Raw genomic sequence first — 25454 nt, 5'->3', positions numbered from 1 at the left:
GGTTAGATCAGGCCGCCGGTCAGGAAGAGGCGCAGGCCCGCGATGATGAGGATCACGAGGTTCAGGTTGCGGCCGGTATTCTTCCACGACAGCAGCCCGACGACGAAGCCGACCAGCGCGATTGGAAAGGCGATCCAGTTCATCAGCGAGACGATGGGGATGAGCGCGGGGATCGCGATCACCAGCGCGACGAGACCGATCAGGATCGAGACGATGTTCAACATGGGACACGACATGGCCCCGGCAGGCGCGCCGGGCAATGGCGATCGGCCATTTTTCCGTTACGGTGGAATCTTAACCCGCCGGCGATACCGTCGCGCGGACCTGACTTCGCGGGAGTGCGTCGCCGATGATTCGTGCCGTTTCGATCCTGGTGCCGCTGGCGCTGCTGGGTGCGTGCAACCAGGGCGCGCCGCCCGCGAACAATGTCGAGGCGCTGGATGCCGAACTGCTGCGCGGCAATGCCGGCGACCCGGCGGTGACGGCGGCGTTGCAGGACCAGATCATGGTCGACCCCAGCCTGACCGGGCAATCGGGCAATGGCGCGGTCAAGCCGGCCGACAAGCCATACAGCGCCGCCGCCCCCGCCGCGGGTGTCGCATCGGGCAGCGCGGCCAAATCCGAATCGCTCGAATCGGCGCCCAAGGCTGGTGCCTGTCCGTCGTGCAAGGGCGGGCGCGAGGCGCTGACGCTGGGGGAACTGGCGGCGGTGCAGAAGGGCGGCAACCGGCAATGCGCGGCCAAGGTCGGCTATAGCGCGGCATGGGCCAACCGCCTGCCCGCCGCCTTTGCGCTGCACCCCGATGCGCGCCTGTCCGAAGCGGCAGGGACCGATGCCGATGGCTGCCGGATGCGGGTGGTCAGCTTCACCATCGCCCAGCCGGTCGATCGCATGGTCGACTGGTATTACACCCGGGCGAAGAAGGGCGGCTATTCGGCCGAGCATCAGGCGGAGGGCGAGCAGCATGTGCTGGGCGGCACGCGCGGCAATGCCGCCTATGCCGTGTTCCTGTCGCCCGAGGGCCGGGGCACGTCGGTCGACCTGATCGTCGACGGGGGCTGATCTTTACGCCTGGCGCCCGGCTCCCCATGTCGTTGCGGAGGGGAAACATATGCTGATCGTCGCCGCTGTGTTCGTTGCCTGTATCGTCGTGCTGCGGCGGTGGCCGGATGTGCCGGTTTCGCGGGTGCTGGCCGGGTTGCTGGTCGTGCCGGTCGCCCGGCGGTTCGCTTCGCTGACGCCTGGACACTGGCTGTTGTTCCTGATCCTGTCGGCGGCGGCGGGCACGGTGCTGTGGATGGGCGGCGACATGATTATCGTGTCGGCGATGGGGTCGCCCGAACTGGCCGGGGTGCTGCTGACGGTCGATGTCGCGGCGTATCTCGATGCGATGCTGGCGGCGCTGGCGGTGGCCGGCGCGGTGCGGGGGGTGTCGTTGAAGCTGTGGGTGGCGCGGGTGTTGCCGCGCGGGCGGGCGCGACGGACGCGGGCGGCGCGGATCGCGCGCAAGGCGGCGAATGATGATGAGCCGGCGGGGGTTGGGCTGGCGGTCGCTTGAAGGCCGTGCCCCCGCGCAGGCGGGGGTCCAGAGCCCGGCAAACCGACTTCCGCGTTCTTGACCCTGGGCCCCCGCCTGCGCGGGGGCACGGTCAGGGAGCCGGGCTTGAGGCCTGCGGCGTCACTGGCACCGGGCCAGTCGGCCCGACCTCCAACAGCGAATCGCCGCCCAGGGACCGGTACAGCGTCACGCGGTTCGTCGCCGCGACCAGCTGCGTCGCGACCAGACGCCGCTGCGCGCTGTAGTAGCTGCGCTGCGCATCGAGGCTGGTGAGGAAGGTGTCGATGCCGCCCCGGTAGCGTGCTTCGGTCAGGCGGAACGTGTCCTGCGCCGCCAGCAGGTTGGTGCGTTCGGCGCGGGTCTGTTCGGCGATCGTTCCCTGCCGCGCCAGCGCGTCGGCGACGTCGCGGAACGCCGACTGAATCGTGCGTTCATAGGTGGCGAGCAGAACGTCGCGCTGGGCCTTGCTCGCCTCCACCCCTGCCCGCCCCGCCCCGGCGCGGAAGATCGGGTAGCTGAGCGAGGGCGCGACCGAATAGTTGAACGCGCCGCCGGTGAACAAGGTGCGCAGCGCGTCACTGGCAAAGCCGACCAGCCCGGTCAGCGACAGGCGCGGGAACAGCGCCGCGCGCGCAGCGCCGATATCGGCGTTGGCGGCCAGCAGCTCATATTCCGCCTGCACCACGTCGGGGCGGCGCAGCAGGATCGACGAATCGATACCGGCCGGCAGGTCGGCGATGGTCGGCAGCGCCGCGTCGATCGATACGGGCAGCAGCCGGGGATCGACCGGAGCCCCGACCAGCAGTTGCAGCGCGTTGATATCCTGCGCCAGCTGCGTGCGCTGTTCGGCCAAGTCGCTCTCGGCGGTGGCGAGGATCTGTTCGGCCTGGCGCAGATCGGTGCGCGGGGCGATGCCGCCCTGCAGCCGGGCGCGGGTCAGCGTGACGCTGCGCCGGGCGCTGGCGGCGGTCGCCTCGGCCACGGTCATCAGGCTGCGGTCGGCGCCATAGCTGGCCCATGCCTCGGCAATGTCGCCGACCAGGGTCAGGCGGGTGGCGCGGGCGCCGGCTTCGGTGGCGAAATAGCGGTTCTGTTCGGCCTCGGTCAGTGAGCGGATGCGGCCGAACAGGTCGAGTTCGAACGCGGTCGCGCCGAGATCGAGCGAGAAGCTGCTGGGCGAGCGGCTGCTGGTGACGACCGTGCCGCCGGTGCCGGTTCCACCATTGCCGGTACCGCCGGTGCCGGTGCCACCACCGGTCGTCGGGATCGTCGTCGTCCCGTTGCTGCCGGTGCCGCGATAGCTGTAGCGGGCGGAGGCATCGACCTGTGGGAACAGGTCGGCGCGCTGGATGCGATATTGCGCGCGCGCCGCGCGGATGTTGGCGGCGGCGATGCGCAGGTCGCGGTTGTTGACCAGCGCCTGTCCGACCAGCGTGCGCAGGCCGGGCGCGGTGAACACCTGTTCGAAGGTCAGCGCGGGCAGGCTTGCCTCGCTCTGCCGCAGATAGGCGTCACCCACCGGCCAGGAAGGCGGCACGACAGCGGTTGGCCGTTCATAGGCCGGGGTCATCGAACAGCCCGCCAGCAAGGCGGCGATAAGCGGGATCGTCAGCCGCTTCATGCTTCGGCCTCCTTGGTCGGCTTGTGCCGGAGCTTGGCGAGGCCGTCGCGCACCCCGCGCCGGACCAGCACGAAGAACAGCGGGATGTAGAAGATCGCCAGCACGGTCGCAGTGAACATGCCGCCGATCACCGCCGTGCCAATGGCGATGCGGCTGTTGGCGCCGGCCCCGGTCGAGATGGCCAGGGGCAGCACGCCGAAGATGAAGGCGAGCGACGTCATCAGGATCGGGCGCAGGCGGATGCGTGCCGCCTCCAGCGCGGCGTCGATGACGCGTGCGCCCTTCTTCTCGGCCTGCTCGGCGAACTCGATCATCAGGATCGCGTTCTTGGCGGCCAAGCCCATGGTGGTGAGCAGCCCGATCTGGAGATAGACGTCGTTTTCGAGGCCGCGCAGCGTCACGAACGCGATCGCGCCGATCAGGCCGAGCGGGATGACCAGCAGCACCGCAATCGGGATCGACCAGCTTTCATACAGCGCGGCAAGACACAGGAAAACGACGAGGATCGACAGGCCGTAGAGGAGTGGCGCCTGTCCCGACGACAGCCGTTCCTGAAACGACAGCCCGGCCCATGCGACGCTGGTGCCCGGAATCTGTCCGGCAAGCTCGGCGATGCGGTTCATCGCCTCACCCGAACTGACGCCCGCTGCCGCCTGCCCCTGGAACTCGAACGAAGGCAGGCCCTGGAACCGCGAGAGGGTGGTTGGCGCGACGGTCCAGCCGGTACGGGCGAAGGAGGAGAAGGGCACCATCTGCCCATCCGATCCGCGCACGAACCATTGCGACAGGTTGGACGGCGCGCTGCGATACGGGGCGTCGCCCTGCACGAACACGCGCTTCACCCGGCCGCGATCGATGAAGTCGTTGACGTAGCGCCCGCCCCACGCGGTCGACAACGTGTTGTTCACGTCGTTCTGGCTGAGCCCCAGCGTGGAGAGCCGCTGCTGGTCGATATCGACGTTCAGCGTGCCGATATCGGGCAGTTCGGACAGGCGCACGCCGGTCAGCATCGGATCGGCATTGGCGGCGGCGAGCAGCTTGTCGCGCGCCTCGGCAAACTCCGCTGCGCTCATCCCGCTGGCGTTCTGCAGTTCCATGGTGAAGCCGTTCGCCTGCCCCAGCCCGCGCACGGCGGGTGGCAGCAGCGCGAAGACCTGCGCATCGCGGAAACCCCGGAAGGCGGCCGATGCCCGCGCGACGATGGCGTCGGCGCCATTGTCCTTGCCCGGACGTTCGGACCAGTCGGTGAAGTTGATGAACCCCTGCCCCGTATTCTGCCCCGAGGCACCGCCGCCACCGCCGGCGACGACCAGCAGGGTACGGACATTGTCCTTTTCATAGGTCAGGAAATATTTCTCGACCTCGCGCTGCACCGCTTCGGTGCGGCCACGGGTCGCACCGGCGGGCAGCTGGAACCGGATCGAGGCCGCGCCCTGATCCTCGGTCGGCAGGAAGCTGGTCGGCAGGCGGAAGAACAGCAGCGCGAGGATGGCAAGGATCGCCGCATAAAGCATTAGGTACAGCCATTTGCGGTCGATGACATGGATGACGCCGCGTTCGTATTTGTCGACGCCCTTGTCGAAATTGCGGTTGAAGCCGTTCCGCAGCCGTTCGCCGACATGGGCGACGCGCGGGAATTTCCGCTCCAGCCAGCCGCCCTCCAGGCTGCCGTCCTCGCCGCGCTTCTTCTGCTTCAGCAGCGTCGCGGTGAGGGCGGGCGACAGGATCAGCGCGACCAGCACCGACAGCACCATCGCCGCGACGATCGTCACCGAGAACTGGCGATAGATGACGCCGGTCGACCCGCCGAAGAACGCCATCGGCAGGAACACCGCCGACAGCACGATCCCGATCGCGATCAGCGCGACCTGGATTTCCTTCATCGACTGGATCGTCGCCTCGCGCGGCGACATGTCGGGATTTTCCTCGAGCAGCCGCTCGACATTCTCCACGACGACGATCGCGTCATCGACCAGCAGGCCGATGGCGAGGACGAGGCCGAACAGCGTCAGCGTGTTGATCGAGAAGCCGAAGAGATAGAAGACGCCGAACGTGCCGAGCAGCACGACCGGCACGGCGATCGTCGGGACCAAGGTCGCGCGCCAGCTTTGCAGGAACACGAACATGACGATGACGACGAGGATCACCGCCTCGATCAGCGTCTTGACCACTTCCTCGATCGACAGCTTGATGAAGGCGGTGGTGTCGTTGGCATAGGCATAGGTGAGGCCGGCGGGGAACTTGGCCGACTGGCGCTCGACCTCCGCCTTCACCAGTTCGGCGGTTTCCAGCGCGTCGGCACCGGGGGCCAGGCTGATGGCGAGGCCGGCGCCGGGATGGGCGTTGACCCGGCTGAGCGCCGAATAGTTTTCCTGCCCCAGTTCGACCCGAGCGACGTCCGACAGGCGGACGGTCGACCCGTCGGGCAGCGTCTTGAGGATGATCGCCTTGAACTGTGCCGGCGTTTGCAGGCGCGACTGCGCGGTGACGGTCGCGTTCAGCTGCTGTTCGGGGCCGCTGGGCAGGCCGCCCAGTTCGCCGGCGGCGACTTCGGTATTCTGCGCCTGGATCGCGGTGACGACATCGCCGGGGATCAGCGAGAAAGAGGCAAGCCGGGCCGGGTCGAGCCAGATGCGCATCGCATATTGCGACCCGAACACGTTGGTTTCGCCGACGCCGTTGATCCGCGCGAGCGGTTCGACGAGGTTCGCCTCCATGAAGTCCGACACGTCGCCATTGGTGCGCTGGTCGGTCTGGTCGAAGATACCGACGATCATCAGGAAGTCGGGGTTCGACTTCGTGACGCGGATGCCCTGCTGCTGCACCTGTTGCGGCAGTCGCGACAGCGCCTGCTGCACCTGGTTCTGCACCTGCACCTGCGCGATGTCGGCGTCGGTGCCCTTGTCGAAGGTCGCGCTGATCGTCACCTGCCCGCGCGAGCTGCTCTGCGAGCTGAAATAGAGCAGGCCGTCGATGCCGGTCAGCTGCTGTTCGATGATCTGCGTCACCGAATTCTGGATCGTTTCCGCATTGGCGCCCGGATAGGTCGCGCGGATATTGACCTGTGGCGGGGCGACGTCGGGATATTGCGCGATTGGCAGCGATAGGATCGCGCCGAGGCCGCCCAGCATCACGATGATCGCGATCACCCACGCAAAGATCGGGCGGTCGATAAAGATGCGCGACATCGCTTATCCCGCCTTCTGTGGCGTGGCGGCCTTGTCACCCGCGGGCTTGGGCGCGATGCGTTGCGGCGTGTTCGCCGGCACCGGCTTGATCTTCGCATTGGGCTTCAGGTTCGCGGTCCCCTGCGTAATCACCTTGTCGCCCGGATTGAGGCCGCCGGTCACGACCCAGAAATCGCCCTGGGTGCGGTCGGCCTGAATCTTCTTTTGCACCGCGGTGTCGTTCGGCCCGACGACGAAGACGGTCGCCTGCCCCTTGGGATCGCGGCTCACCGCCTGTTGCGGGACCAGAATCGCCTGCTGGTCGATCGCCTGCGCGAATTGCGCGCGGACGAACATGCCGGGCAACAGGATGCCCTGCGGATTGGGGAAGCGGGCGCGCAGCGTGACGGTGCCGGTCTGGGCATTGACCATCACCTCGGCAAATTCGACCCTGCCGGTCTGGCCGAAGTCGCTGCCATCCTCCAGCCGCAGGCGGACGGCGGCCGAGGCCGGCACCACCCCGCCGCTGGCGAGTTCGCGGCGCAGCGCCAGCAGGTCGGCGGCGGATTGCTGGATATCGACGAAGATCGGGTCGAGCCGCTGGATCACCGCCAGCGGATCGGTCTGGTTGCTGGTGACCAGCGCGCCTTCGGTAAAATAGCTGCGCCCGATGCGGCCGGTGATCGGCGCGGGGACGTTCGTGAAGGACAGGTTCACGCGCGCCGTCTCCAGCTGCGCGCGGCTCTGTTCGACGGCGGCGGCGGCTTGCCGCGCCTGGGCGGCGGCGTCGGTATAGTCCTGGCGGCTGACCGCCTCGATCTCTGCTAGCGGGCGGTAGCGATCGGCGCGGACGCGCGTCGCCTCTGCATTGGCGCGGGCGCTGTTGAGGTTGGCGACCGCTTCGTTGGCCTGCGCGCGATAGAGGCGCGGATCGATCTGGTAGAGCGTCTGCCCGGCGCGGACCAGCGTGCCTTCGGTAAAATAGCGCTTGCGGATGATGCCGGCGACCTGCGGGCGGACCTCCGACTGTTGAAAGGCCACGACGCGCGCGGCAAGGTCGGCGGTCTGGGCGACGCTGGTCGGTTGCACCACGACGAAGCCGACCTGTGCCGGCCCCTGATTGCCGCGCCCGTTCTTCGTCGCCTTTTCCTCACCGCCGCCACAGGCGGACAGCGCGAGCAATGCGGGCAGGAACCATAGCGGGCGGACGCGCGGCGACGCGGATCGGATCAAGGGCGGCAACCTTTGCACAGGAAAACGGCGCGAATGCGCCGACGCATAACTGCCAGCGCATCGATAAGTTTCGGTGCCGATTTCATACGCGTCGCATCGAATGGCGCAATGCGAAGGTTGTCGCAAATTGTCGCGGGTTTCGCAGAGATGCGTCCGAACCGCCATCTCGTCACCCCGGACTTGATCCGGGGTCCCGCTTCTTCTTCAGGCGTGGTCGAGAAGCGGGACCCCGGGTCAAGCCCGGGGTGACGATGAAGGGCTTTTGAAACCGTTCAGCGACCACCGGTCCAGCGATGCGCCTCGCGCGATTCCGGCTTCATCTCGATCGAATAGCCCGGCCGCGACGGCGCGCGGTACGCGCCGTTTTCGACCACGCACGGGTCGAGGAAGTGTTCGTGGAGGTGATCGACGAATTCGGCCGCGCGTTCGTGCTTCACGCCCGAAAAGCACAGATAGTCGATCATCGACAGGTGCTGGACATATTCGCACAGGCCGACGCCGCCGGCATGCGGCCAGACGGCGAGGTGATATTTCGCGGCCATCAGCAACACCGCCAGCACCTCGTTCACGCCGCCCAGGCGACAGGCATCGATCTGCACCACGTCGAGGGCGTGGCGCATGATGAACTGTTTGAAGACGATGCGGTTCTGGCACATCTCGCCGGTGGCGACCTGTACCGGACGCACACCTTCGCGAATGGCCCGGTGCCCCTCGACGTCGTCGGGCGAGGTCGGTTCCTCGATGAAGCGCGGGCGGGCGAAGGCGAGGTCGTTGACGCGGGCGATCGCCTGATCGACCTCCCACACCTGGTTCGCGTCGATCATCAGGTCGATGTCCGGCCCGACCGTCTCGCGCGCCAGCGCCACGCGGCGGCGATCGTTTTCGGGATCGCCACCGACCTTCAGCTTGATGTGCGTAAAGCCGTCGGCCACCGCTTCCTTGCACAGCCGCACCAGCTTTTCATCCGAATAGCCGAGCCAGCCGGGCGAGGTGGTGTAGGCAGGATAACCCTCCGCCAGCAGCGTGGTGCGCCGTTCGCCCTTGCCGATCGCCCGCTCCTCCAGCAGCGCGAGCGCTTCGTCGGGGGTGATGCAGTCGGTCATGTAGCGGAAATCGATCAGGCCGACGATCTCCGCCGGGCTCATCGATCCGATATAGTCCCACAGCGGCAGGCCCGCCGCCTTCGCCAGCAGGTCCCACACCGCGTTGACGACCGCGCCGGTGGCGAGGTGGATGATCCCCTTTTCCGGGCCGACCCAGCGCAGCTGGCTGTCGCCGGTGATCCGCCGCCAGAACCCCGCCCCGTCGCGACGGATCTCGTCGAGCGACAGCCCCTCGACCAGCAGCGCCAGCGTCGCGATCGCCGCGCAGCACAGGTCGTTGCCGCGCCCGATGGTGAAGGTCAGGCCGTGCCCTTCAAGGTCCGGCGAATCGGTTTCGAGGATGCAATAGGCCGCCGAATAATCCGGTTCCGGATTCATGGCGTCCGATCCGTCCAGAAAGGCGGAGGTCGGAAACCGGATGTCGTGCACCGATAGCCGGGTGATGATCGTCATGCGCAGCCCCCATGCGGGCCGCCCGTACATGATCGATCCGCCCCGTTCCGGTCGTCAACCCCGACGCCGTGACGTTTTCATATTTGAACAGGATTTTTCTTGCAACCGCAAAGCGCGGGTCGCCGCGTATACTTCACGGATGATGGTCGTCGTCGACCAGCTGGTCCGAAATGCGCCGCGCCGCCGCCTGCACCGCCGCTGCCGCCGCGTCGATGCTGTCGACCTCGCCCAGCTTCGACAGATAGGGCATGGTCAGCGCCGCCGCCGCGCCGCGCCCGCGCAGGATCGGGGCCGACAGGTCGGTGACGCCGCTGACAAAGCGGCTGGGGATGCGTTCGATGCCCGTCGCGCGCACCTCTTCGGCATGGGCGCGGAACGCCGCCAGCGCTTCGGGCGTCGGCACGGGATCGAGCATCGCTTCCCAGCGCGCGCGCACGTCGTCGGGCTGAAAGGCGTAGAGGACGACGCCCGACGCCGCCTGCAACAGCGGCCTACGATAGCCGACCCGCACCGAGAAGCCGAGCTGGTCGGCCGATTCCATCCGTGCGATCACCGCCATGTCGCCCATGGTATGGACCGCGACGTGGCACGACTGACCGGTTTCCTGCGCGAGCTGCCGCATTTCGGGCAACGCGACCTCGATCAGATAGCGCGTGCGCGGCTGGTTCATGCCGAGCGAGAACAGCCGGTCGCTAAGCGTATAGCCGTCGCCCCCCGCCTCGGTCGTCAGATAGCCGCGATATTCCAGCACCTGAACCATGCGGAACAATTCGCCATGCGACCGGCCCAGCCGCTGCACGATCTGCGTCAGCGTCAGCGGCGCGGTGACCCCGGCCAGCAGCTCGAGGATATCCAGCCCCTTTTCCAGCGCAGGCGCGCGGTAGCGGCGGTCATCGGCAACGTCGGCACCTTCGGCATCGGCAACGGGTTCGGCGGGCGGTGCGGGGGTCTGGCGCGTCATGGGCGCGACCTTCGCCGGAAAAGCAAGGGCTTGCAACCCGATGCCCGGCGCCCGGTCCGGCAGTGCCGGCTCCACCCGCCGCTGCGCCGCACAAAGGCAGTGGTATGTTGTATCATATTACGCTACCGCATCGAGTCGTCGTAAACCGGAGTTCCTGCCCCATGTTCCGTCCCGCCCTGTGGCTGTCGACCACTGCCCTGGTCCTGCCCGCCGCCGCCTTTGCCCAGAGCAGCACGCCGGCCCCGGCCACCGACGGCTATCATAGCGAAGCCCCGCCCGAGATCATCGTCACCGCCCCGTATCAGCGCAACCAGGCCGACATCCTGTCGGGCACCAGCGTGCTGAGCGGCGAGGCGCTGACCCGCGAGCTGCGCCCGACGATCGGCGAGACGCTGGCCCGTCAGCCGGGCGTATCGGCCACCAGCTTTGGCCCGAACGCATCGCGCCCGGTGCTGCGCGGGCTTCAGGGGGAACGTGTGCGCGTGCTGACCGACGGCATCGGCAGCTTCGACGTGTCCAACACCTCGGTCGACCATGCCGTCGCGATCAACCCGCTGACCGCCGACCGGATCGAAGTGCTGCGCGGGCCGTCCGCCTTGCTGTTCGGGTCGTCGGCGATCGGCGGCGTGGTGAACGTGATCGACAGCCGCATCCCGCGCCGCGTGCCCGACGAACCGGTCCATGTCGATGCAATCGCGACCTATGGCTCGGCCGCGAACGAGCGGAGCGGGTCGGCGGCGGTCGACGTGCCGGTGACCGACAAGATCGTGTTCCACCTCGACGGCACGTACGGCAAGACCGACGACCTCGACACCGGCGGCTATATCCTGTCGCGGCCGTTGCGTGCGCAGGCGGCGGCCAGCGCCGACGCCGGGACCCGCGAACTGGCCGACCTGCGCGGCAAGCTGCCCAATTCGCAGTCGGAAATGTGGGAGGTCGCCGGCGGCGCGGCGGTCGTCACCGATACCGGCAATCTTGGCTTTTCGGTCAGCCATCTCGACAATCGTTATGGCGTGCCGATCCGCTATTCGCTGGACGGCGGCGAGGCGGAGCAGGTGACGCTCCACGTCCAGCAGACCCGTGCCGACATGCGCGCCGAGGTCGATACCGGCGGCGGGCTGTTGGAAAAGATCCGCCTGCGCGCGGGCTTTGCCGATTACCGCCATGACGAGATCGAGGATACCGGCGCGATCGGCACCAGCTTCTTCAACCAGGGGCTCGAAGCGCGGCTGGAGCTGGTGCAGGCGGCGCGCGGCGGGTGGCGCGGCGCGGTCGGCGGACAGATGTTCATCCGCGACCTGAACATCGTCGGCGACGAGAAATTCCTGCCCAAGAGCGAGACGCAGCAATTCGGCCTGTTCACGCTCCAGTCGTTCGACATGGGCGCGTTCCGGGCCGAAGCCGGCGGCCGGTACGAATATACCGTCGCGCGCGCCGCGGCCGACGACCTGCTGGGCAACGACAATATCCGCCGCAGCTTCGACAGCTTCTCCGGCTCGCTCGGCGGCAGCGTCGGGCTGGCCGAACACCTCCGCTTCGGCATCAACGGCAGCCACACCGAACGCGCGCCGTCGGCCGAGGAACTGTTCGCCAACGGCCCGCACGCCGGGACGCAGGCGTTCGAGGTCGGCAATGCGGGCTTCGCCAAGGAAATCAGCGATGGCATCGAAGCGACGCTGAAGGGATCGGGCGACGGCTACAGCTTCGGCCTGTCGGCCTATCACAACTGGTTCCGCAACTTCATCTACGAGAACCCCACCGGCACGGTGCGGGACGACCTGCCCGTGTTCCAGTACAGCCAGGCCGATGCCCGGCTGTGGGGGTTCGAGGCGGAAGCGTCGGCGCGCGTCGCAAAGTTTGGCGAGACGGCGATCAACGTCGATGGCCTAGCCGATTATACCCGCGCGACGATCGTCGATCGCGGCCCCGCCCCGCGCATCCCGCCGCTGCGCGTGCTGGGCGGGATCGAGGCGCAGGGCCGGATGGTACAGGTGCGCGGCGAGGTCGAGCATGTGACGCGGCAGAACCGCGTGGCCGATCTGGAGACGACGACGCCGGCCTATACGATGGTCAACGCGTCGGTGTCGCTGAAGCCGTTCGGCAAGGGCAGCAACACCAGCCTGATGCTGTCGGCGAACAATATCTTCGACGTGGAGGCGCGCCGGCATGCCAGCTTCCTGAAGGATTACGCGCCGCTGGCCGGGCGGGATATTCGCGTGACCGCGCGGCTGGCGCTGTAATCTGCCCGATCGTCGTCCCCGCCTGCGCGGGGACGACGAAGAAGGTGCGGGATGACGTCGACCGCCTGCGCCCCTATCTACGCCTCCATGTCCCGCGCCCGCGTCCTCCTGCTCAACGCCGCACTCGGGCCGCTCGATTACCGTGTGCCGCACGGCATGACGGTCGAGCCGGGTTCGATCGTCTCCGCCCCGCTTGGGCCGCGCCAGTTGCTGGGCGTGGTGTGGGATGCCGAGCGGCTGGCGGCGGAGGAGGTCGGCGACAATCGCCTGCGCCCGCTGCTGGGCGTTGCCGACGTGCCGCCTATCGCTGCGCCCTTGCGCCGGCTGGTCGAGTGGACGGCGGGTTATTATCTCGCCGCCCCTGCCTCCGTGCTGCGCATGTGCCTGGCCTCCAATTCGGCGCTGGAGGGGGCAAAGCTCGCCATCGAATATCGCGCGACCGGCATGGTGCCCGATCGGATGACGCCGCAGCGTGAACAGGCGCTGGAGCGGATCGGCGAGCGACGCGGGCTGGTGCGCGAGCTGGCGGCGATCGCCGACGTGTCCGATGCGGTGATCCGGGGGCTGGTGAAGCTGGGCGCGATCGAGGCGGTGTCGGTCGATATCGACCAGCCCTATCCTACCCCCGACCCCGATCATCACCAGCCGGCGCTGTCCGACGATCAGCAGGCGGCGGCCGACCGGCTGACGGGGGCGGTGGATGCCGATGCCTTCCACCCCTTCCTGCTCGACGGCGTGACCGGATCGGGCAAGACCGAGGTGTATTTCGAGGCGGTGGCGGCGGCGATCCGGCAGGACCGGCAGGTGCTGGTGCTGCTGCCTGAAATCGCGCTGACCGAACCGTTCCTCAAGCGCTTCACCGCGCGGTTCGGCTGTGAGCCGGTGCCGTGGCACAGCGACCTGCGCAGCACGCAGCGCCGCCGGGCATGGCGCGCGATCGCCAGCGGACAGGCAAAGGTCGTGGTCGGCGCGCGCTCAGCGCTGTTCCTGCCCTATGCCGATCTGGGGCTGATCGTCGTCGACGAGGCGCACGAGACGAGCTTCAAACAGGAAGAGGGCGTGCATTACCACGCCCGCGACGTGGCGGTGATGCGCGGGCTGTTCGAGAAATGCCCGGTGATCCTCGCCAGCGCGACCCCGGCAATCGAGACAAGGCAACAGGTGGCGCAGGGCCGCTATACCGAGGTCAAGCTGCCCGGCCGCTATGGCAAGGCACAGCTGCCGAGCATCGAGGCGATCGACCTGATCGAACAGCCGCCCGAACGCGGCCGCTGGATCGCGGCACCGCTGGTCAAGGCGATCGACGAGACGCTCAGCCGACAGGAACAGGCGCTTCTGTTCCTCAACCGGCGCGGCTATGCCCCGCTGACGCTGTGCCGGTCGTGCGGGCATCGGTTCCAATGCCCCAATTGCACCGCGTGGATGGTCGAGCACCGGCTGATCCACCGGCTGTCCTGCCATCATTGCGGCCATGTGATTCCGACCCCGCGCGCGTGCCCCGAATGCAATGCGGAGGACGCGCTGGTCGCCTGCGGTCCCGGCGTGGAGCGCATCGCCGACGAAGCCGCCGCGCTGTGGCCGACCGCGAAGATCGCCATCGTCACCTCCGACACGATCTGGTCCCCGGCCAAGGCGGCGGAGTTCGTCGGGCGGATGGAGGCGGGCGATATCGATATCGTCGTCGGCACGCAGCTAGTGACGAAGGGCTATCACTTTCCCAACCTGACCTGTGTCGGGGTGATCGACGCCGACCTGGGGTTGCAGGGCGGCGATCTGCGCGCGTCCGAGCGGACGTTCCAGCAGATCGCGCAGGTCGCGGGGCGTGCCGGGCGCGGGACCAAGCCCGGCCATGTCTATATCCAGACGACCCAGCCCAATGCACCGGTGATGCAGGCGCTGATCTCCGGCGATGCCGACAGCTTCTATGCCGCCGAGACCGAGGCGCGCGCCGATGCCGGGGTGCCGCCGTTCGGCCGCTATGCCGCGATCATCGTGTCGTCGGAGGACAAGGGCGCGGCGGAGGCGACCGCCCGCGCGATCGGCCGCGCCGCACCGCAGGTGGAGGGGGCCCATGTCTATGGCCCCGCCCCCGCCCCGCTCGCCATGCTGCGCGGGCGGCACCGTTTCCGCCTGCTGGTCCATGCGATCCGCAGCCTCGACGTGCAGGACATGATCCGCGACTGGCTAGACGCGGTGGAATGGGGCGCCAAGGTGCGGGTCGCGGTGGATGTCGATCCGTACAGCTTCGTCTGACCCTTGGCGGCGGCGATTCAAGCAGTTAGCATCGTCGGCAGGGGTAGTGGGGAGCGTGACGATGCGGCGGCTGGTGCAATGGTTGGCGTGCGGCGCCATGGCGTTCTGGCCGGTGGTGGCGCAGGCCGAATGGCGCGAGGCGCGGTCGGACCATTTCATCGTCTATTCCGATGACCAGGCAAAGGACGTGGTGCGCTTTGCCGAGCGGCTCGAACGCTTCGATGCGACGCTGCGCCTGCTGACCAAGATGCCGGCGACGCCGATCGCGTTGCCCAACCGCGTCACCGTCTACATGACCGGCGATATGAGCAGCATCGCGCGGCTGGCGCGGTCGTCCAACGTCGCCGGCTTCTATATCCCGCGCGCCGGCGGATCGGTGGCGTTCGTGCCGAAGAACGGATCCGGCAACGGCATCGACCCCGAAGAGGTGCTCTTCCACGAATATACCCACCATTTCATGCTGTCGAACTGGGCGGAATCGGCGTTCCCGTCATGGTATGTCGAAGGGTTCGCCGAATTCTTTGCGCCCACCCGCTTTCGCGACGACGGTTCGATCGAAATCGCCCGCCCGCCGATGTACCGCGCGCGGCAGTTCGCCAACGGCATGCCGATTTCGGCCACCGAGCTGCTGACCGGCGATCCGCGCAAGATCGATTCGTCGGCGCTGTATGCCGGGGGCTGGCTGCTGACGCACATGCTGCTGCTCGACCCGGCACGGCGGGGGCAGCTCGGCCAGTTCATGGAGGCGATCTCGGCCGGGCAGCCCCCGGCAAAGGCGGCGGCGGCGATGGGCGATCCGCGCCAGCTCGACCGCGACATGGCCCGCTATGCCCGCACGGGGCTGCGTTATTCGGTGATGCCTGCAGGAGCGGTGCCGCAACCCAAGGTGACGCTGCGCACGCTGACCCCGGCCGAAGCCGCGATGATGCCAGTGCGCATCCGGTCGCGGCGCGGGGTCGACCGCAAGGCCGCGCTGGAGCTGCTGCCGATGGCGCAGCGTCTGGCCGCCCCCTATCCGGCGGATGCGACGGTACAGACCGCGCTGGCCGAGGCCGAATATGATGCCGGCAACTATGCCGCCGCCGAAGCCGCCGCCCGCCGGGGGATCGCCGCCGATGCACAGGCGATCGACGCGCATGTCTATCTGGGCATGGCGCAGGTGGCGCAGGCCCGCGCCGCACACAACACCGATCCGGCCCGCTGGAAGGAAATCCGCCGGTCGTTCCTGGCCGCCAACCGGATCGAGAATGACGATCCCGAACCGCTGCGCCTGTTCTACCAGGCCTATCAGGTGCCCGGCCAAGTGCCGAACGAGAATGCCCGCGCGGCGTTGCTGCGCGCGCATGCGCTCGGCCCGCAGGACCGGGGCTTGCGGATGGAAGCGGCGCGGGCGCTGCTCGACATGGACCGCGCGGCGGAAGCCAAGCGGGTGCTGGGGCCGGTCGCCTATGCCCCGCACGGCGGCGCGACCGCGGCCTTTGCCGCCGAACTGATCGCGATCATCGACCGCGACGGCGCAAAGGCGGCGATCGCGCGCTGGCAGAAGGGGTCGAAGGCGGAACAGGACGACGAAGAAAGCTGACCCTGCGCCCCCTTGCCCCGCGCGCCGCTTTGTCCGAAACGGCGGCGTCATGACCAACGCCCCGCTGCCGCTCGTCCGACTGCTTGCCTCCTGGCTCACCGCGCTGGCGGCGATGCTGGTGCTGGCCGCGCCCGCCCGCGCCGACGACGTGTCGGCGTCGGCGCGCGGGGTGGTGCGCGTCGTGGTGATCGCGACGGTCGATGGCGAGATGGTCGATGTCGAACACGGCACCGGCTTCGCGGTCGCGCCGGGCCGCATCGTCACCAACGCGCATGTCGTCGAACTGCTGGAACGCTATCCCGGTGAAGCCGTGGTCGGCGTGGTCCCGTCGGAGGGCGACAAGTCGTTCGAGGGGCGCGTGCTGCGGCTAGACAAGTCGCGTGACCTGGCGCTGATCGAGGTCACCGGCGTGCGCCTGCCGCCGCTGACGCTCTACACCGGGCAGTTGGGGGAGAGCGATCCGCTGATCGCGCTCGGCTATCCCGGCAATGTCGACCTCGCGACCGCACGGTCGGCCGATGATTTCGTGACGCCGACCGCGCCGGTGCGATCGCAGGGGGTGATGTCGGGTAACCGCACGCTGGAGGGGACCGCCGTGCTGGTCCACACCGCCAGCATCGCGCGCGGCAATTCGGGCGGGCCGCTGCTCGACCGGTGCGGGCGGGTGCTGGGCGTCAACTCGGCGCTGACGCGGGGCGAGGAGGGCGATGCCAGCTTCGCCTTCGCCATCGCCGACAGCGAATTGATCGCGTTCCTGCGCGAGGCGAGCCAGCCCGTCTCGACCATCGCCACCCCCTGTCTTACGCTGGCCGATGCCGATGCGCGCGACCGGGCGGAGGCCGAGCGGCAGAGCATCGAGGAGCGCGAACGCGCCCGCGCCGCAGCCGAACGCGCCCGCGACGACCGTGAGGCCGCGCTGGAAAAGGCGCGCGCCGACAATGCCGAGACCCGTGAGAACATGATCGCCGGGGCAGCCCTGCTGCTGGCGCTGTCGGTGCTGGCAATCGGCGGCGCGGGGCTGCTGGCGGGCAAGCGGCAGAAGCAGCGGCAGGCGCGCATCGCCGCGATCGCCGGCGGCGTGCTGTTCGTCGCGGCGATCGCGACCTTCCTGCTCAGGCCCGATTTCGATCCCGAATCGGTCGCCGCCGCCGACGAATCGGGCGGCACCGCCGCGACCCGCACGACCGCGCTGTCGGGCCCGCTGCTCTGCACGCTGGTGCCCGAACGCAGCCGGATCATCCTGCCGCCGGTCGAAACGGTCAGCCTCAGCTGGCGCGGCGACGGCTGCATGAACGGCCGCACCCAATATGCCGAGGCGCCGGGCGGCGGTTGGGAACGCATTCTGGTCCCCAACGAGGATGCGACCGTCTCCGTCCTGCGCTTCGACCCGGTCAGCGGCAGCTACACCAACAGCCGCTACCTGCTGTCGGCCGAGGCGATGGCGCGTGCCCGCTCGCTTCGGGGGCAGGTGCAGCAAAAGGCGTGCGCCGCCGACACCGGCGCGCGCGCCGCGCTGGCGACGCAGCAATCGGCGATTCGCACTTCCCTGCCGGCACAGGTGAACGAGCGGCTGGTGTATCGCTGCACCGCGGCGAAATAGGGCGTCCCCGGCCCGCCCGATTCCCGCCTGCGCGGGGCAAGGGCGGGCGTGGAAACCGGCAGCGTAATCCCCCGTTCAGCTTTCATCCGAATCGCATCACGCGGACCTACGTCCCACAAAGCTTGCGAAATCGTGACACCGATGCTAGCGGCCCCTCGACCCATCGGGGGCGCATGGGCCGGTCAGCGGCGCGAATTCGGTTCGCGACGGCGGTTGGCATGGCAGCTCCCCTATCGGCATGGGACGTTGAATTGACCCCTGACAAGGACGCGCGCGTGGAGACATCCGGCGGAACTACTGGTGGCGGCGGTACGATCCAGGCGAGCCTGGGCGGCCGTTATGCGACCGCGCTGTTTGGCCTCGCCCAGCAGCAGGGCCAGCTGACGGCGGTCGAATCGAGCCTGAAGACGGTATCGGCCGCGATGGCCGAATCGGCCGACCTGTCGGCGCTGGTGAAGAGCCCGCTGGTCGGCCGCGACGATGCCGGCCGCGCCATCGGCGCGCTGGTGCCGGTGCTGGGCCTCGACCCGCTGACCGCCAATTTCCTCGGCGTGCTGGCGCAGAATCGTCGTCTTGGCGACCTGCCCGCGATCATCCGCGCGTTCCGCGACCTTGCGGCCCGTTCGCGCGGCGAAACCAACGCGGAGGTCGTCTCGGCCCACCCGCTGGACGATGCCCAGGTCGACGCGCTGAAACAGCAGCTGCGTCACCGCGTCGGCCGTGAGGTCGCGATCGACCTGAAGGTCGACCCCACGCTTCTTGGCGGACTGGTCGTGAAGATCGGCAGCCAGATGATCGATAGCTCGATCAAGACCCGACTGAACACGCTCGCGCACGCGATGAAAGGCTGAACATGGATATCCGCGCCGCAGAAATCTCGAAGGTCATCCGCGACCAGATCGCCAATTTCGGCACCGAAGCGCAGGTTTCGGAAGTCGGCCAGGTGCTGTCGGTCGGTGACGGCATCGCCCGCATCCACGGGCTCGACAACGTCCAGGCGGGCGAAATGGTCGAGTTCGGCGGCGGCATCCAGGGCATGGCGCTGAACCTCGAAGCCGATAACGTCGGCGTCGTGATCTTCGGGTCGGACGCATCGATCAAGGAAGGCGACACCGTCAAGCGCACCGGCACCATCGTCGACGTTCCCGTCGGCAAGGGCCTGCTGGGTCGCGTGGTCGATGGTCTCGGCAACCCGATCGACGGCAAGGGTCCGATCGTTTCGGAAAAGCGCGCCCGCGTCGACGTGAAGGCACCGGGCATCATACCGCGCCAGTCGGTCAGCGAGCCGATGCAGTCGGGCCTGAAGGCGATCGACGCCCTCGTCCCCGTTGGCCGTGGCCAGCGCGAGCTGATCATCGGCGATCGCCAGACCGGCAAGTCGGCGGTCGCGATCGACACCTTCATCAACCAGAAGATCGCGAATGCGGGCGATGACGAGAGCAAGAAGCTCTATTGCGTCTATGTCGCCGTCGGCCAGAAGCGCTCGACCGTCGCCCAGCTGGTGCGCACGCTCGAAGAAAACGGCGCGATGGAATATTCGATCGTCGTCGCCGCGACCGCATCGGACCCCGCCCCGCTGCAGTATCTGGCACCGTACACCGGCACCGCGATGGGCGAATATTTCCGCGACAACGCGATGCACGCGCTGATCGTGTTCGACGATCTGTCGAAGCAGGCCGTCGCCTATCGCCAGATGTCGCTGCTGCTGCGCCGTCCGCCGGGCCGTGAAGCCTATCCGGGCGACGTGTTCTATCTGCACAGCCGCCTGCTGGAGCGCGCCGCCAAGATGTCGGACGCCAATGGCGGCGGCTCGCTGACCGCGCTGCCGATCATCGAAACCCAGGCGGGCGACGTGTCGGCGTACATCCCGACCAACGTGATCTCGATCACCGACGGCCAGATCTTCCTCGAAACCGACCTGTTCTTCGCCGGCATCCGCCCCGCGATCAACGTCGGCCTCTCGGTCAGCCGCGTCGGTTCCGCCGCGCAGACCAAGGCGATGAAGAAGGTCGCCGGCTCGATCAAGCTGGAGCTGGCGCAGTACCGCGAAATGGCGGCCTTCGCGCAGTTCGGGTCGGACCTCGACGCCAGCACGCAGAAGCTGCTGAACCGCGGCGCGCGCCTGACCGAGCTGCTGAAGCAGGCCCAGTTCTCGCCGATGCCGTTCGAGGAACAGGTCGCGTCGATCTTCGCCGGCACGCAGGGCTATCTCGACACCGTTCCGGTGAACGACGTCGTGCGCTACGAAGCGGCGATGCTGTCGGACCTCAAGGCGAACCACCCGCAGGTGCTGGCCAAGATCCGCGACACCAAGGATCTGGGCGACGAGGCGAAGTCGGGGCTGAAGGCCGCGCTCGACCAGTTCGCGAAGACCTTCGCGTAAGCCACATAGCCCTCTCTCCTTCAGGGGAGAGGATTGGGAGAGGGGCAGAGCGGAACCGTCATTGTGACAGTACCCTCTCCCCGACCCTTTTCCCGCTTGTCGGGACGAGGGAGTAGGGAAGACAGATGGCAAGCCTCAAGGCCCTGAAACTGCGCATCGGCTCGGTGAAGTCGACGCAGAAGATCACCAAGGCGATGAAGATGGTCGCCGCCGCCAAGCTGCGCCGTGCGCAGGAGGCGGCCGAGGCCGGTCGCCCCTATGCCCAGCGGGTCGAGCAGGTCGTCGCCAGCCTGGCAAGCACCGCGCAGATCACCGAGGGCAGCTCGCCGCTGCTCGCCGGCACCGGTCGCGATCAGGTGCATCTGTTCGTCGTCGCGACGTCGGACAAGGGGCTGGCCGGCGCGTTCAATTCGAACATCGCCCGCCTCGCCCGCCGTCGCGCGCTCGAGATGCAGGCCGAGGGCAAGACCGTCAAGTTCCTGACGATCGGTCGCAAGGGCCGCGCCGTGCTGGCGCGCCAGTTCCGCGAAGGCTTCGTCCATGCGGTCGAGCCGGGTGACCTTGGCAAGCTGACCTTTGCCGATGCCAAGGGCTATGCCGACGACCTGATCCGCCGCTACGAGAGCGGAGAGTTCGACGTCGCGCACCTGTTCTATGCCACGTTCAAGACGGTGCTGACGCAGGAGCCGACCGAGCAGCAGCTGATCCCGGTCAAGGTTCCCGACGCGACCAAGGCCCCGGCGGCCGACGCCGTGGTGGAATATGAGCCGAGCGAGGAAGCGATCCTCGACAGCCTGCTGCCGACCAACATCGCCGTGCAGATCTATCGCGCGATGAAGGAAAATGCGGCGTCGGAGCAGGGTTCGAAGATGACGGCGATGGACAATGCCACGCGCAACGCGGGCGACCTCATCAATCGCCTGACCATCGAATATAACCGCACCCGCCAGGCCGCGATCACGACCGAACTGGTCGAGATCATCTCGGGCGCCGAAGCGCTGTGATCCGTGTCGCCGTCCTGCTGGCGCTCGTCGCCACGCTGGCCGGCTGCGGCCAGGGCGCTGCCGACAAGGCGGCGGAGCAGCCGCACGCGACGCCGACGCCGTTCGTTACCGGCGGCTGGGCCACCGTGCTGGGCGATGCGCCGCGCACGATCGAGCTGCTGAACGGCATGGGCTTTCGCCTGTCGGCCTATGCGCCGAAGGGCGGCGCATTCGTGACGACGGCACAGCCAACGCCGATGGGCGACCCGTCGGTCAAGCCGGTGAACACCGCCAATCTGAGCGTGACCGGCGATGCCCAGCGGATCGGCGAGTTGCGCTTCACGCTCGACGTCGTGAACCTCGACGCCAGCCCGTTTGCAAAGGACCAGTTCATCCGCTGGGTGAACCGGCCGCTGGCATCGATGGCGTTGCCGGGGCAGGATGCCGTCGAGAAGGCGATCCGCACCGAAAGCCCCGCATCGGGTACCCTGCCCGGTGCGGACTACAAGATTACCCGTGAACCGATCGACGGCGGACGTCGCCTGATCGTGACCTTTACCCGTCCCGCGCCACAGGCCGGGGACAGCCACCCGAGGAACCCGTAATGGCAACCGCCGCAGACACCTACGCCCCGCAGGGCAGCACCAACAATACCGGCCGCATCAGCCAGGTGATCGGCGCGGTCGTCGACGTGACGTTCGACGGCGAACTGCCGGCCATCCTGTCGGCACTGGAAACCGACAATAACGGCAACCGGCTGGTCCTCGAAGTTGCGCAGCATCTGGGCGAGAGCACCGTCCGCACGATCGCAATGGACGCGACCGAGGGCCTGACCCGTGGCCAGGCGGTGCGCGATACCGGATCGCAGATCCGCGTGCCGGTTGGCCCCAAGACGCTCGGCCGCATCCTGAACGTCGTCGGCGAGCCGATCGACGAGCGTGGCCCCGTCGGCGCGGAAACCACCGCCCCGATCCATGCCAAGGCACCGGAATTCGTCGACCAGTCGACCGAGAGCGCGATCCTGGTCACCGGCATCAAGGTCATCGATCTGCTCGCGCCGTATGCCAAGGGCGGCAAGATCGGCCTGTTCGGCGGCGCAGGCGTCGGCAAGACGGTGCTGATCCAGGAGCTGATCAACAACATCGCGAAGGGCCATGGCGGCACGTCGGTGTTCGCGGGCGTCGGTGAGCGGACCCGTGAAGGCAACGACCTGTACCACGAATTCCTCGACGCGGGCGTCATCGCCAAGGATGCCGAGGGCAACCCGACGAGCGAAGGGTCGAAGGTCGCGCTGGTCTATGGCCAGATGAACGAGCCGCCGGGCGCCCGTGCGCGCGTCGCGCTGTCGGGCCTGACGATCGCCGAATATTTCCGCGACGTCGAAGGCCAGGACGTGCTGTTCTTCGTCGACAACATCTTCCGCTTCACCCAGGCGGGTTCGGAAGTGTCGGCACTGCTCGGCCGCATCCCGTCGGCCGTGGGCTATCAGCCGACGCTGTCGACCGACATGGGCGCGCTGCAGGAGCGCATCACGTCGACCAACAAGGGCTCGATCACCTCGGTGCAGGCGATCTACGTCCCCGCCGACGATTTGACCGATCCGGCCCCGGCGACCTCGTTCGCCCACCTCGACGCGACGACCGTGCTGAACCGCGCGATCTCCGAACTCGGCATCTATCCGGCGGTCGATCCGCTCGATTCGACCAGCCGCGTTCTGGAGCCGCGCACCGTCGGCCAGGAGCATTACGACACGGCACGCGCCGTGCAGTCGCTGCTCCAGCGCTACAAGTCGCTGCAGGACATCATCGCCATCCTCGGCATGGACGAGCTGAGCGAAGAGGATAAGGTCACGGTCGCGCGCGCCCGCAAGATTCAGAAGTTCCTCAGCCAGCCGTTCCACGTCGCCGAGGTCTTCACCGGCATCAGCGGCAAGTTCGTCGCGCTGGAAGACACGGTGAAGTCGTTCAAGGCGGTCGTCGAAGGCGAATACGACCACCTGCCTGAGTCGGCCTTCTACATGGTCGGCGGCATCGACGAAGTCGTCGCCAAGGCGCAGAAGATGGCGCAGGACGCCTGATGACGGCGCTGCGCCGCGAGGATGCCGTGAACGATGTCTGTCCATGGTCGGCCAAGCCGATCAGCGACGACGCCCTGACGGTGTATCGCGGCGCGGTGGTCGGCTTCTGCAATCCCGGCTGCCGGGACAAGTTCGATGCGGCCACCGCCGCGTTCGACCGCGCGATTGAAACGAGACCCTGACATGCTGCACTTCGAACTCGTGACCCCCGAAAAGCTGGTGCGCTCGGAATCGGTCTATATGGTCACCGTGCCGGGCACCGAAGGCGACTTCGGCGTGCTGGAGGGCCATGCCCCGTTCATGTCGACGATCCGCGACGGCGACGTCCTGATCCAGCGCACCGAAAAAGGCGAGGCCGAGCGCATCGCGATTCGCGGCGGCTTTGCCGAGGTGACCGCCAAGGGGCTGACGATCCTCGCCGAGCAGGCCGGGTAAGGCTCTCCAGGACATCGTTCATGGCGAACGCCGCGTCGGACTGAGGTTCGGCGCGGCGTTCGTGTCTTGGGGCAACGTCGAGGGACGCACACTGCCCTCCCCCTTGTCACCCTGGGCTCGACCCGCGGTCCCGCTTTCCTGGCCGCGATCGAAGAAGAAGCGGGACCCCGGATCAAGTCCGGGGTGACGGTGTGGGCAAGCGGTATCTTGCCCGGCCGCCCCTACCCCCGCGGATGCGCGTTCCGATACACGTCGAGCAGATGCGCGGCATCGACCGCCGTGTAGATTTGTGTCGACGACAGGCTGGCATGGCCCAGCAACGCCTGGAGCGAGCGCAAATCCGCTCCCCGGCCCAGCAGATGCGTCGCGAAGCTGTGGCGCAGCGCGTGCGGGCTGGTGCGGTCGCCAAGGCCCAGCGCGACGCGCGCCGTCCGCACCGCCTTGCGCACCACCCCGGCGTCGAGCGGCCCGCCCTTCGCCCCACGGAACAGCGGTGCATCGCGCGCGGTGCCCCACGGCTGCTGCGCGACATAGGCCTCGACCGCCGCGCGAACCGGGGGGAGCAGCGGCACCATCCGCGTCTTGTCGCGCTTGCCGGTGACGACCAGCGTCTCACCCAGCGGCAGGATACGACCGGTCAGCGACAGCGCCTCGCCGATGCGTAGCCCTGCGCCATAGAGCAGCAGCAGGATCGCCCAGTCGCGCGCGCCGATCCATGGCTCGGCGGCGGCATCGGCGACTTCCCCGGCCAGCGCGACGGCCTCGTCGGGGGAGATCGGGCGGGGGACGTTCTTCGCGACGCGGGGGCCGCGCAACGGTGGTGCTTCGCCCCCGGTGAAGGCAATGAACGCGCGCACCGCCGACAATTCGCGCGCAGCGGCGGCGTTGCCCAGCCCTTGTTCGCGGCGATGGGCGAGGAAGGCGCGCAGATCGGCGGCGGTGATGCGGTGGAGCATGGGCGCATCGACCGCACCGCCCCAATGGCCCTGCAGGAACGCGATCAGCCGCTCGGCGGTCGCGGCATAGGCCCGGACGGTATGCACCGACCGGCGGCGATCACGGGACAGGTGGGTGGCGAAAGCCAGCGGCAGCGGCTGCGTCATGGTCGCCTGATAGCGCCATGCAGCAGCCGCTGTCGAACCCGGATCAGCCGATCTGCTGGCCCGACTTGGCCCAGTCGGCCATGAAGCCTTCGATGCCCTTGTCGGTCAGCGGATGCTTGACCAGCGCGCGGATGACCGACGGCGGGGCGGTCATCACGTCGGCGCCGAGCTTGGCCGATTCGAGCACGTGGATCGGATGACGGACGCTGGCGACGAGGATTTCGGTGCCGAAGTCGTAATTGTCGTAGATCAGGCGAATGTCGCTGATCAGGCCCATGCCGTCGAAGCCGATATCGTCGTGGCGGCCGACGAAGGGCGAGACGAAGGTCGCGCCGGCCTTTGCGGCCAGCAGCGCCTGGTTCGCCGAAAAGCACAGCGTCACGTTGACCATGGTGCCATCGTCGCTCAACGCCTTGCAGGTCTTGAGGCCATCGATCGTCAGCGGCACCTTCACCGCGACGTTATCGGCGATCTTGCGCAGGATTTCGGCCTCGCGCATCATGCCCGCATGGTCGAGCGCGACCACTTCGGCTGACACCGGGCCATCGGTGATCGAGCAGATTTCGGCGACCACTTCGAGGAAGTCGCGGCCCGACTTGTGGATCAGCGACGGGTTGGTGGTGACGCCATCCAGCAGGCCGGTATCGGCCAGTTCGCGAATGTCGTTGGTATCGGCGGTGTCGACGAAGAATTTCATGGGA

Annotated in this window: 21 protein-coding genes; 13 read left to right on the top strand and 8 right to left on the bottom strand. The window is 68.0% G+C overall.

The features are described 5' to 3' along the window. Nucleotides 1-2: 2 nt before the first annotated feature. Nucleotides 3-224 (bottom strand): hypothetical protein, encoded by a 222-nt coding sequence (locus tag ASE58_RS05040; protein ID WP_055818453.1) that lies wholly within the window; start codon nucleotides 222-224, stop codon nucleotides 3-5. A 125-nt stretch (nucleotides 225-349) separates the two neighbouring features. On the opposite strand from ASE58_RS05040, the gene ASE58_RS05035 reads away from it, so the two are divergent. Further along, nucleotides 350-1063, top strand: coding sequence for a hypothetical protein (locus tag ASE58_RS05035; RefSeq protein WP_055818451.1), 714 nt, complete (start codon nucleotides 350-352; stop codon nucleotides 1061-1063). Between the two features lie 49 nt (nucleotides 1064-1112). Further along, nucleotides 1113-1559, top strand: a complete 447-nt coding sequence (locus ASE58_RS05030) for a hypothetical protein (RefSeq protein ID WP_055818449.1) — start codon at nucleotides 1113-1115, stop codon at nucleotides 1557-1559. A 91-nt stretch (nucleotides 1560-1650) separates the two neighbouring features. Here the strand turns inward: ASE58_RS05030 and ASE58_RS05025 are convergent, their stop codons facing one another. The 5 genes from ASE58_RS05025 to ASE58_RS05005 all read right to left on the bottom strand — a co-directional run bounded on the left by ASE58_RS05025 (nucleotide 1651) and on the right by ASE58_RS05005 (nucleotide 10097). Further along, the gene (locus ASE58_RS05025) at nucleotides 1651-3180 is read right to left on the bottom strand and encodes an efflux transporter outer membrane subunit (protein ID WP_055818447.1); all 1530 of its coding nucleotides are present in this window, start codon (nucleotides 3178-3180) and stop codon (nucleotides 1651-1653) included. Beyond that, nucleotides 3177-6368, bottom strand: coding sequence for an efflux RND transporter permease subunit (locus ASE58_RS05020; RefSeq protein ID WP_055818444.1), 3192 nt, complete (start codon nucleotides 6366-6368; stop codon nucleotides 3177-3179). Before ASE58_RS05020 ends, ASE58_RS05025 begins: the two co-directional genes overlap by 4 nt. A 3-nt stretch (nucleotides 6369-6371) precedes the next feature. Further along, nucleotides 6372-7580, bottom strand: a complete 1209-nt coding sequence (locus ASE58_RS05015) for an efflux RND transporter periplasmic adaptor subunit (RefSeq protein WP_443024637.1) — start codon at nucleotides 7578-7580, stop codon at nucleotides 6372-6374. 272 nt (nucleotides 7581-7852) lie between these two features. After that, nucleotides 7853-9136, bottom strand: coding sequence for an L-fuconate dehydratase (locus tag ASE58_RS05010; RefSeq protein WP_055819503.1), 1284 nt, complete (start codon nucleotides 9134-9136; stop codon nucleotides 7853-7855). Nucleotides 9137-9269: 133 nt separating this feature from the next. Continuing rightward, a complete protein-coding gene (locus ASE58_RS05005) occupies nucleotides 9270-10097 on the bottom strand; it encodes an IclR family transcriptional regulator (RefSeq protein WP_082457031.1) in 828 nt (275 codons plus the stop codon). A 161-nt stretch (nucleotides 10098-10258) separates the two neighbouring features. On the opposite strand from ASE58_RS05005, the gene ASE58_RS05000 reads away from it, so the two are divergent. The 11 genes from ASE58_RS05000 to ASE58_RS04950 all read left to right on the top strand — a co-directional run bounded on the left by ASE58_RS05000 (nucleotide 10259) and on the right by ASE58_RS04950 (nucleotide 23650). Then, a complete protein-coding gene (locus ASE58_RS05000) occupies nucleotides 10259-12337 on the top strand; it encodes a TonB-dependent receptor (protein WP_055818442.1) in 2079 nt (692 codons plus the stop codon). A gap of 87 nt (nucleotides 12338-12424) precedes the next feature. Next, nucleotides 12425-14590, top strand: coding sequence for a primosomal protein N' (locus tag ASE58_RS04995; RefSeq protein ID WP_055818440.1), 2166 nt, complete (start codon nucleotides 12425-12427; stop codon nucleotides 14588-14590). Between the two features lie 61 nt (nucleotides 14591-14651). After that, nucleotides 14652-16172 carry a hypothetical protein gene (locus ASE58_RS04990; protein ID WP_055818438.1) on the top strand — a complete coding sequence of 507 codons (1521 nt, stop codon included), beginning with the start codon at nucleotides 14652-14654 and terminating at the stop codon, nucleotides 16170-16172. 49 nt (nucleotides 16173-16221) lie between these two features. Further along, on the top strand, nucleotides 16222-17772 hold the full coding sequence (locus tag ASE58_RS04985) for a S1C family serine protease (protein WP_055818436.1): 1551 nt from the start codon (nucleotides 16222-16224) through the stop codon (nucleotides 17770-17772). Nucleotides 17773-18047: 275 nt separating this feature from the next. Continuing rightward, complete coding sequence (locus tag ASE58_RS04980) at nucleotides 18048-18623, top strand: F0F1 ATP synthase subunit delta (RefSeq protein ID WP_443024644.1); 576 nt, start codon at nucleotides 18048-18050, stop codon at nucleotides 18621-18623. A gap of 2 nt (nucleotides 18624-18625) precedes the next feature. Continuing rightward, entirely contained in the window at nucleotides 18626-20155 is a 1530-nt protein-coding gene (gene atpA / locus ASE58_RS04975) for a F0F1 ATP synthase subunit alpha (protein ID WP_055758535.1), read from the top strand. 125 nt (nucleotides 20156-20280) lie between these two features. Beyond that, nucleotides 20281-21159 (top strand): F0F1 ATP synthase subunit gamma, encoded by an 879-nt coding sequence (locus ASE58_RS04970; protein WP_055818434.1) that lies wholly within the window; start codon nucleotides 20281-20283, stop codon nucleotides 21157-21159. Then, the gene (locus tag ASE58_RS04965) at nucleotides 21156-21743 is read left to right on the top strand and encodes a hypothetical protein (RefSeq protein WP_055818432.1); all 588 of its coding nucleotides are present in this window, start codon (nucleotides 21156-21158) and stop codon (nucleotides 21741-21743) included. Before ASE58_RS04970 ends, ASE58_RS04965 begins: the two co-directional genes overlap by 4 nt. Beyond that, a complete protein-coding gene (gene atpD / locus ASE58_RS04960; protein WP_055758526.1) occupies nucleotides 21743-23215 on the top strand; it encodes a F0F1 ATP synthase subunit beta in 1473 nt (490 codons plus the stop codon). Before ASE58_RS04965 ends, atpD begins: the two co-directional genes overlap by 1 nt. Continuing rightward, nucleotides 23215-23397: a hypothetical protein gene (locus ASE58_RS04955; protein ID WP_055758524.1), complete on the top strand. Its 183-nt coding sequence runs from the start codon at nucleotides 23215-23217 to the stop codon at nucleotides 23395-23397. Before atpD ends, ASE58_RS04955 begins: the two co-directional genes overlap by 1 nt. 1 nt (nucleotide 23398) lies before the next feature. Continuing rightward, on the top strand, nucleotides 23399-23650 hold the full coding sequence (locus ASE58_RS04950) for an ATP synthase F1 subunit epsilon (protein WP_055818430.1): 252 nt from the start codon (nucleotides 23399-23401) through the stop codon (nucleotides 23648-23650). 221 nt (nucleotides 23651-23871) lie between these two features. Here ASE58_RS04950 and ASE58_RS04945 read toward each other — a convergent pair whose 3' ends face one another. Both ASE58_RS04945 and fsa read right to left on the bottom strand, forming a co-directional pair. Then, a complete protein-coding gene (locus ASE58_RS04945; RefSeq protein WP_055818428.1) occupies nucleotides 23872-24753 on the bottom strand; it encodes a tyrosine recombinase XerC in 882 nt (293 codons plus the stop codon). Between the two features lie 43 nt (nucleotides 24754-24796). Then, complete coding sequence (fsa, locus tag ASE58_RS04940; protein ID WP_055758516.1) at nucleotides 24797-25450, bottom strand: fructose-6-phosphate aldolase; 654 nt, start codon at nucleotides 25448-25450, stop codon at nucleotides 24797-24799. Nucleotides 25451-25454: the final 4 nt, after the last annotated feature.

Source organism: Sphingomonas sp. Leaf9 (assembly GCF_001421355.1).
Lineage (GTDB): Bacteria > Pseudomonadota > Alphaproteobacteria > Sphingomonadales > Sphingomonadaceae > Sphingomonas.
This window is presented reverse-complemented; position numbering and strand designations above follow the sequence as displayed.

Coding starts and splice junctions, on each gene's coding strand:
- ASE58_RS05040 (WP_055818453.1), bottom strand. CDS start 224: ATGTTGAACATCGTCTCGATCCTGATCGGTCTCGTCGCGCTGGTGATC.
- ASE58_RS05035 (WP_055818451.1), top strand. CDS start 350: ATGATTCGTGCCGTTTCGATCCTGGTGCCGCTGGCGCTGCTGGGTGCG.
- ASE58_RS05030 (WP_055818449.1), top strand. CDS start 1,113: ATGCTGATCGTCGCCGCTGTGTTCGTTGCCTGTATCGTCGTGCTGCGG.
- ASE58_RS05025 (WP_055818447.1), bottom strand. CDS start 3,180: ATGAAGCGGCTGACGATCCCGCTTATCGCCGCCTTGCTGGCGGGCTGT.
- ASE58_RS05020 (WP_055818444.1), bottom strand. CDS start 6,368: ATGTCGCGCATCTTTATCGACCGCCCGATCTTTGCGTGGGTGATCGCG.
- ASE58_RS05010 (WP_055819503.1), bottom strand. CDS start 9,136: ATGACGATCATCACCCGGCTATCGGTGCACGACATCCGGTTTCCGACC.
- ASE58_RS05005 (WP_082457031.1), bottom strand. CDS start 10,097: ATGACGCGCCAGACCCCCGCACCGCCCGCCGAACCCGTTGCCGATGCC.
- ASE58_RS05000 (WP_055818442.1), top strand. CDS start 10,259: ATGTTCCGTCCCGCCCTGTGGCTGTCGACCACTGCCCTGGTCCTGCCC.
- ASE58_RS04995 (WP_055818440.1), top strand. CDS start 12,425: ATGTCCCGCGCCCGCGTCCTCCTGCTCAACGCCGCACTCGGGCCGCTC.
- ASE58_RS04990 (WP_055818438.1), top strand. CDS start 14,652: ATGCGGCGGCTGGTGCAATGGTTGGCGTGCGGCGCCATGGCGTTCTGG.
- ASE58_RS04985 (WP_055818436.1), top strand. CDS start 16,222: ATGACCAACGCCCCGCTGCCGCTCGTCCGACTGCTTGCCTCCTGGCTC.
- atpA (WP_055758535.1), top strand. CDS start 18,626: ATGGATATCCGCGCCGCAGAAATCTCGAAGGTCATCCGCGACCAGATC.
- ASE58_RS04970 (WP_055818434.1), top strand. CDS start 20,281: ATGGCAAGCCTCAAGGCCCTGAAACTGCGCATCGGCTCGGTGAAGTCG.
- atpD (WP_055758526.1), top strand. CDS start 21,743: ATGGCAACCGCCGCAGACACCTACGCCCCGCAGGGCAGCACCAACAAT.
- ASE58_RS04955 (WP_055758524.1), top strand. CDS start 23,215: ATGACGGCGCTGCGCCGCGAGGATGCCGTGAACGATGTCTGTCCATGG.
- ASE58_RS04950 (WP_055818430.1), top strand. CDS start 23,399: ATGCTGCACTTCGAACTCGTGACCCCCGAAAAGCTGGTGCGCTCGGAA.
- ASE58_RS04945 (WP_055818428.1), bottom strand. CDS start 24,753: ATGACGCAGCCGCTGCCGCTGGCTTTCGCCACCCACCTGTCCCGTGAT.
- fsa (WP_055758516.1), bottom strand. CDS start 25,450: ATGAAATTCTTCGTCGACACCGCCGATACCAACGACATTCGCGAACTG.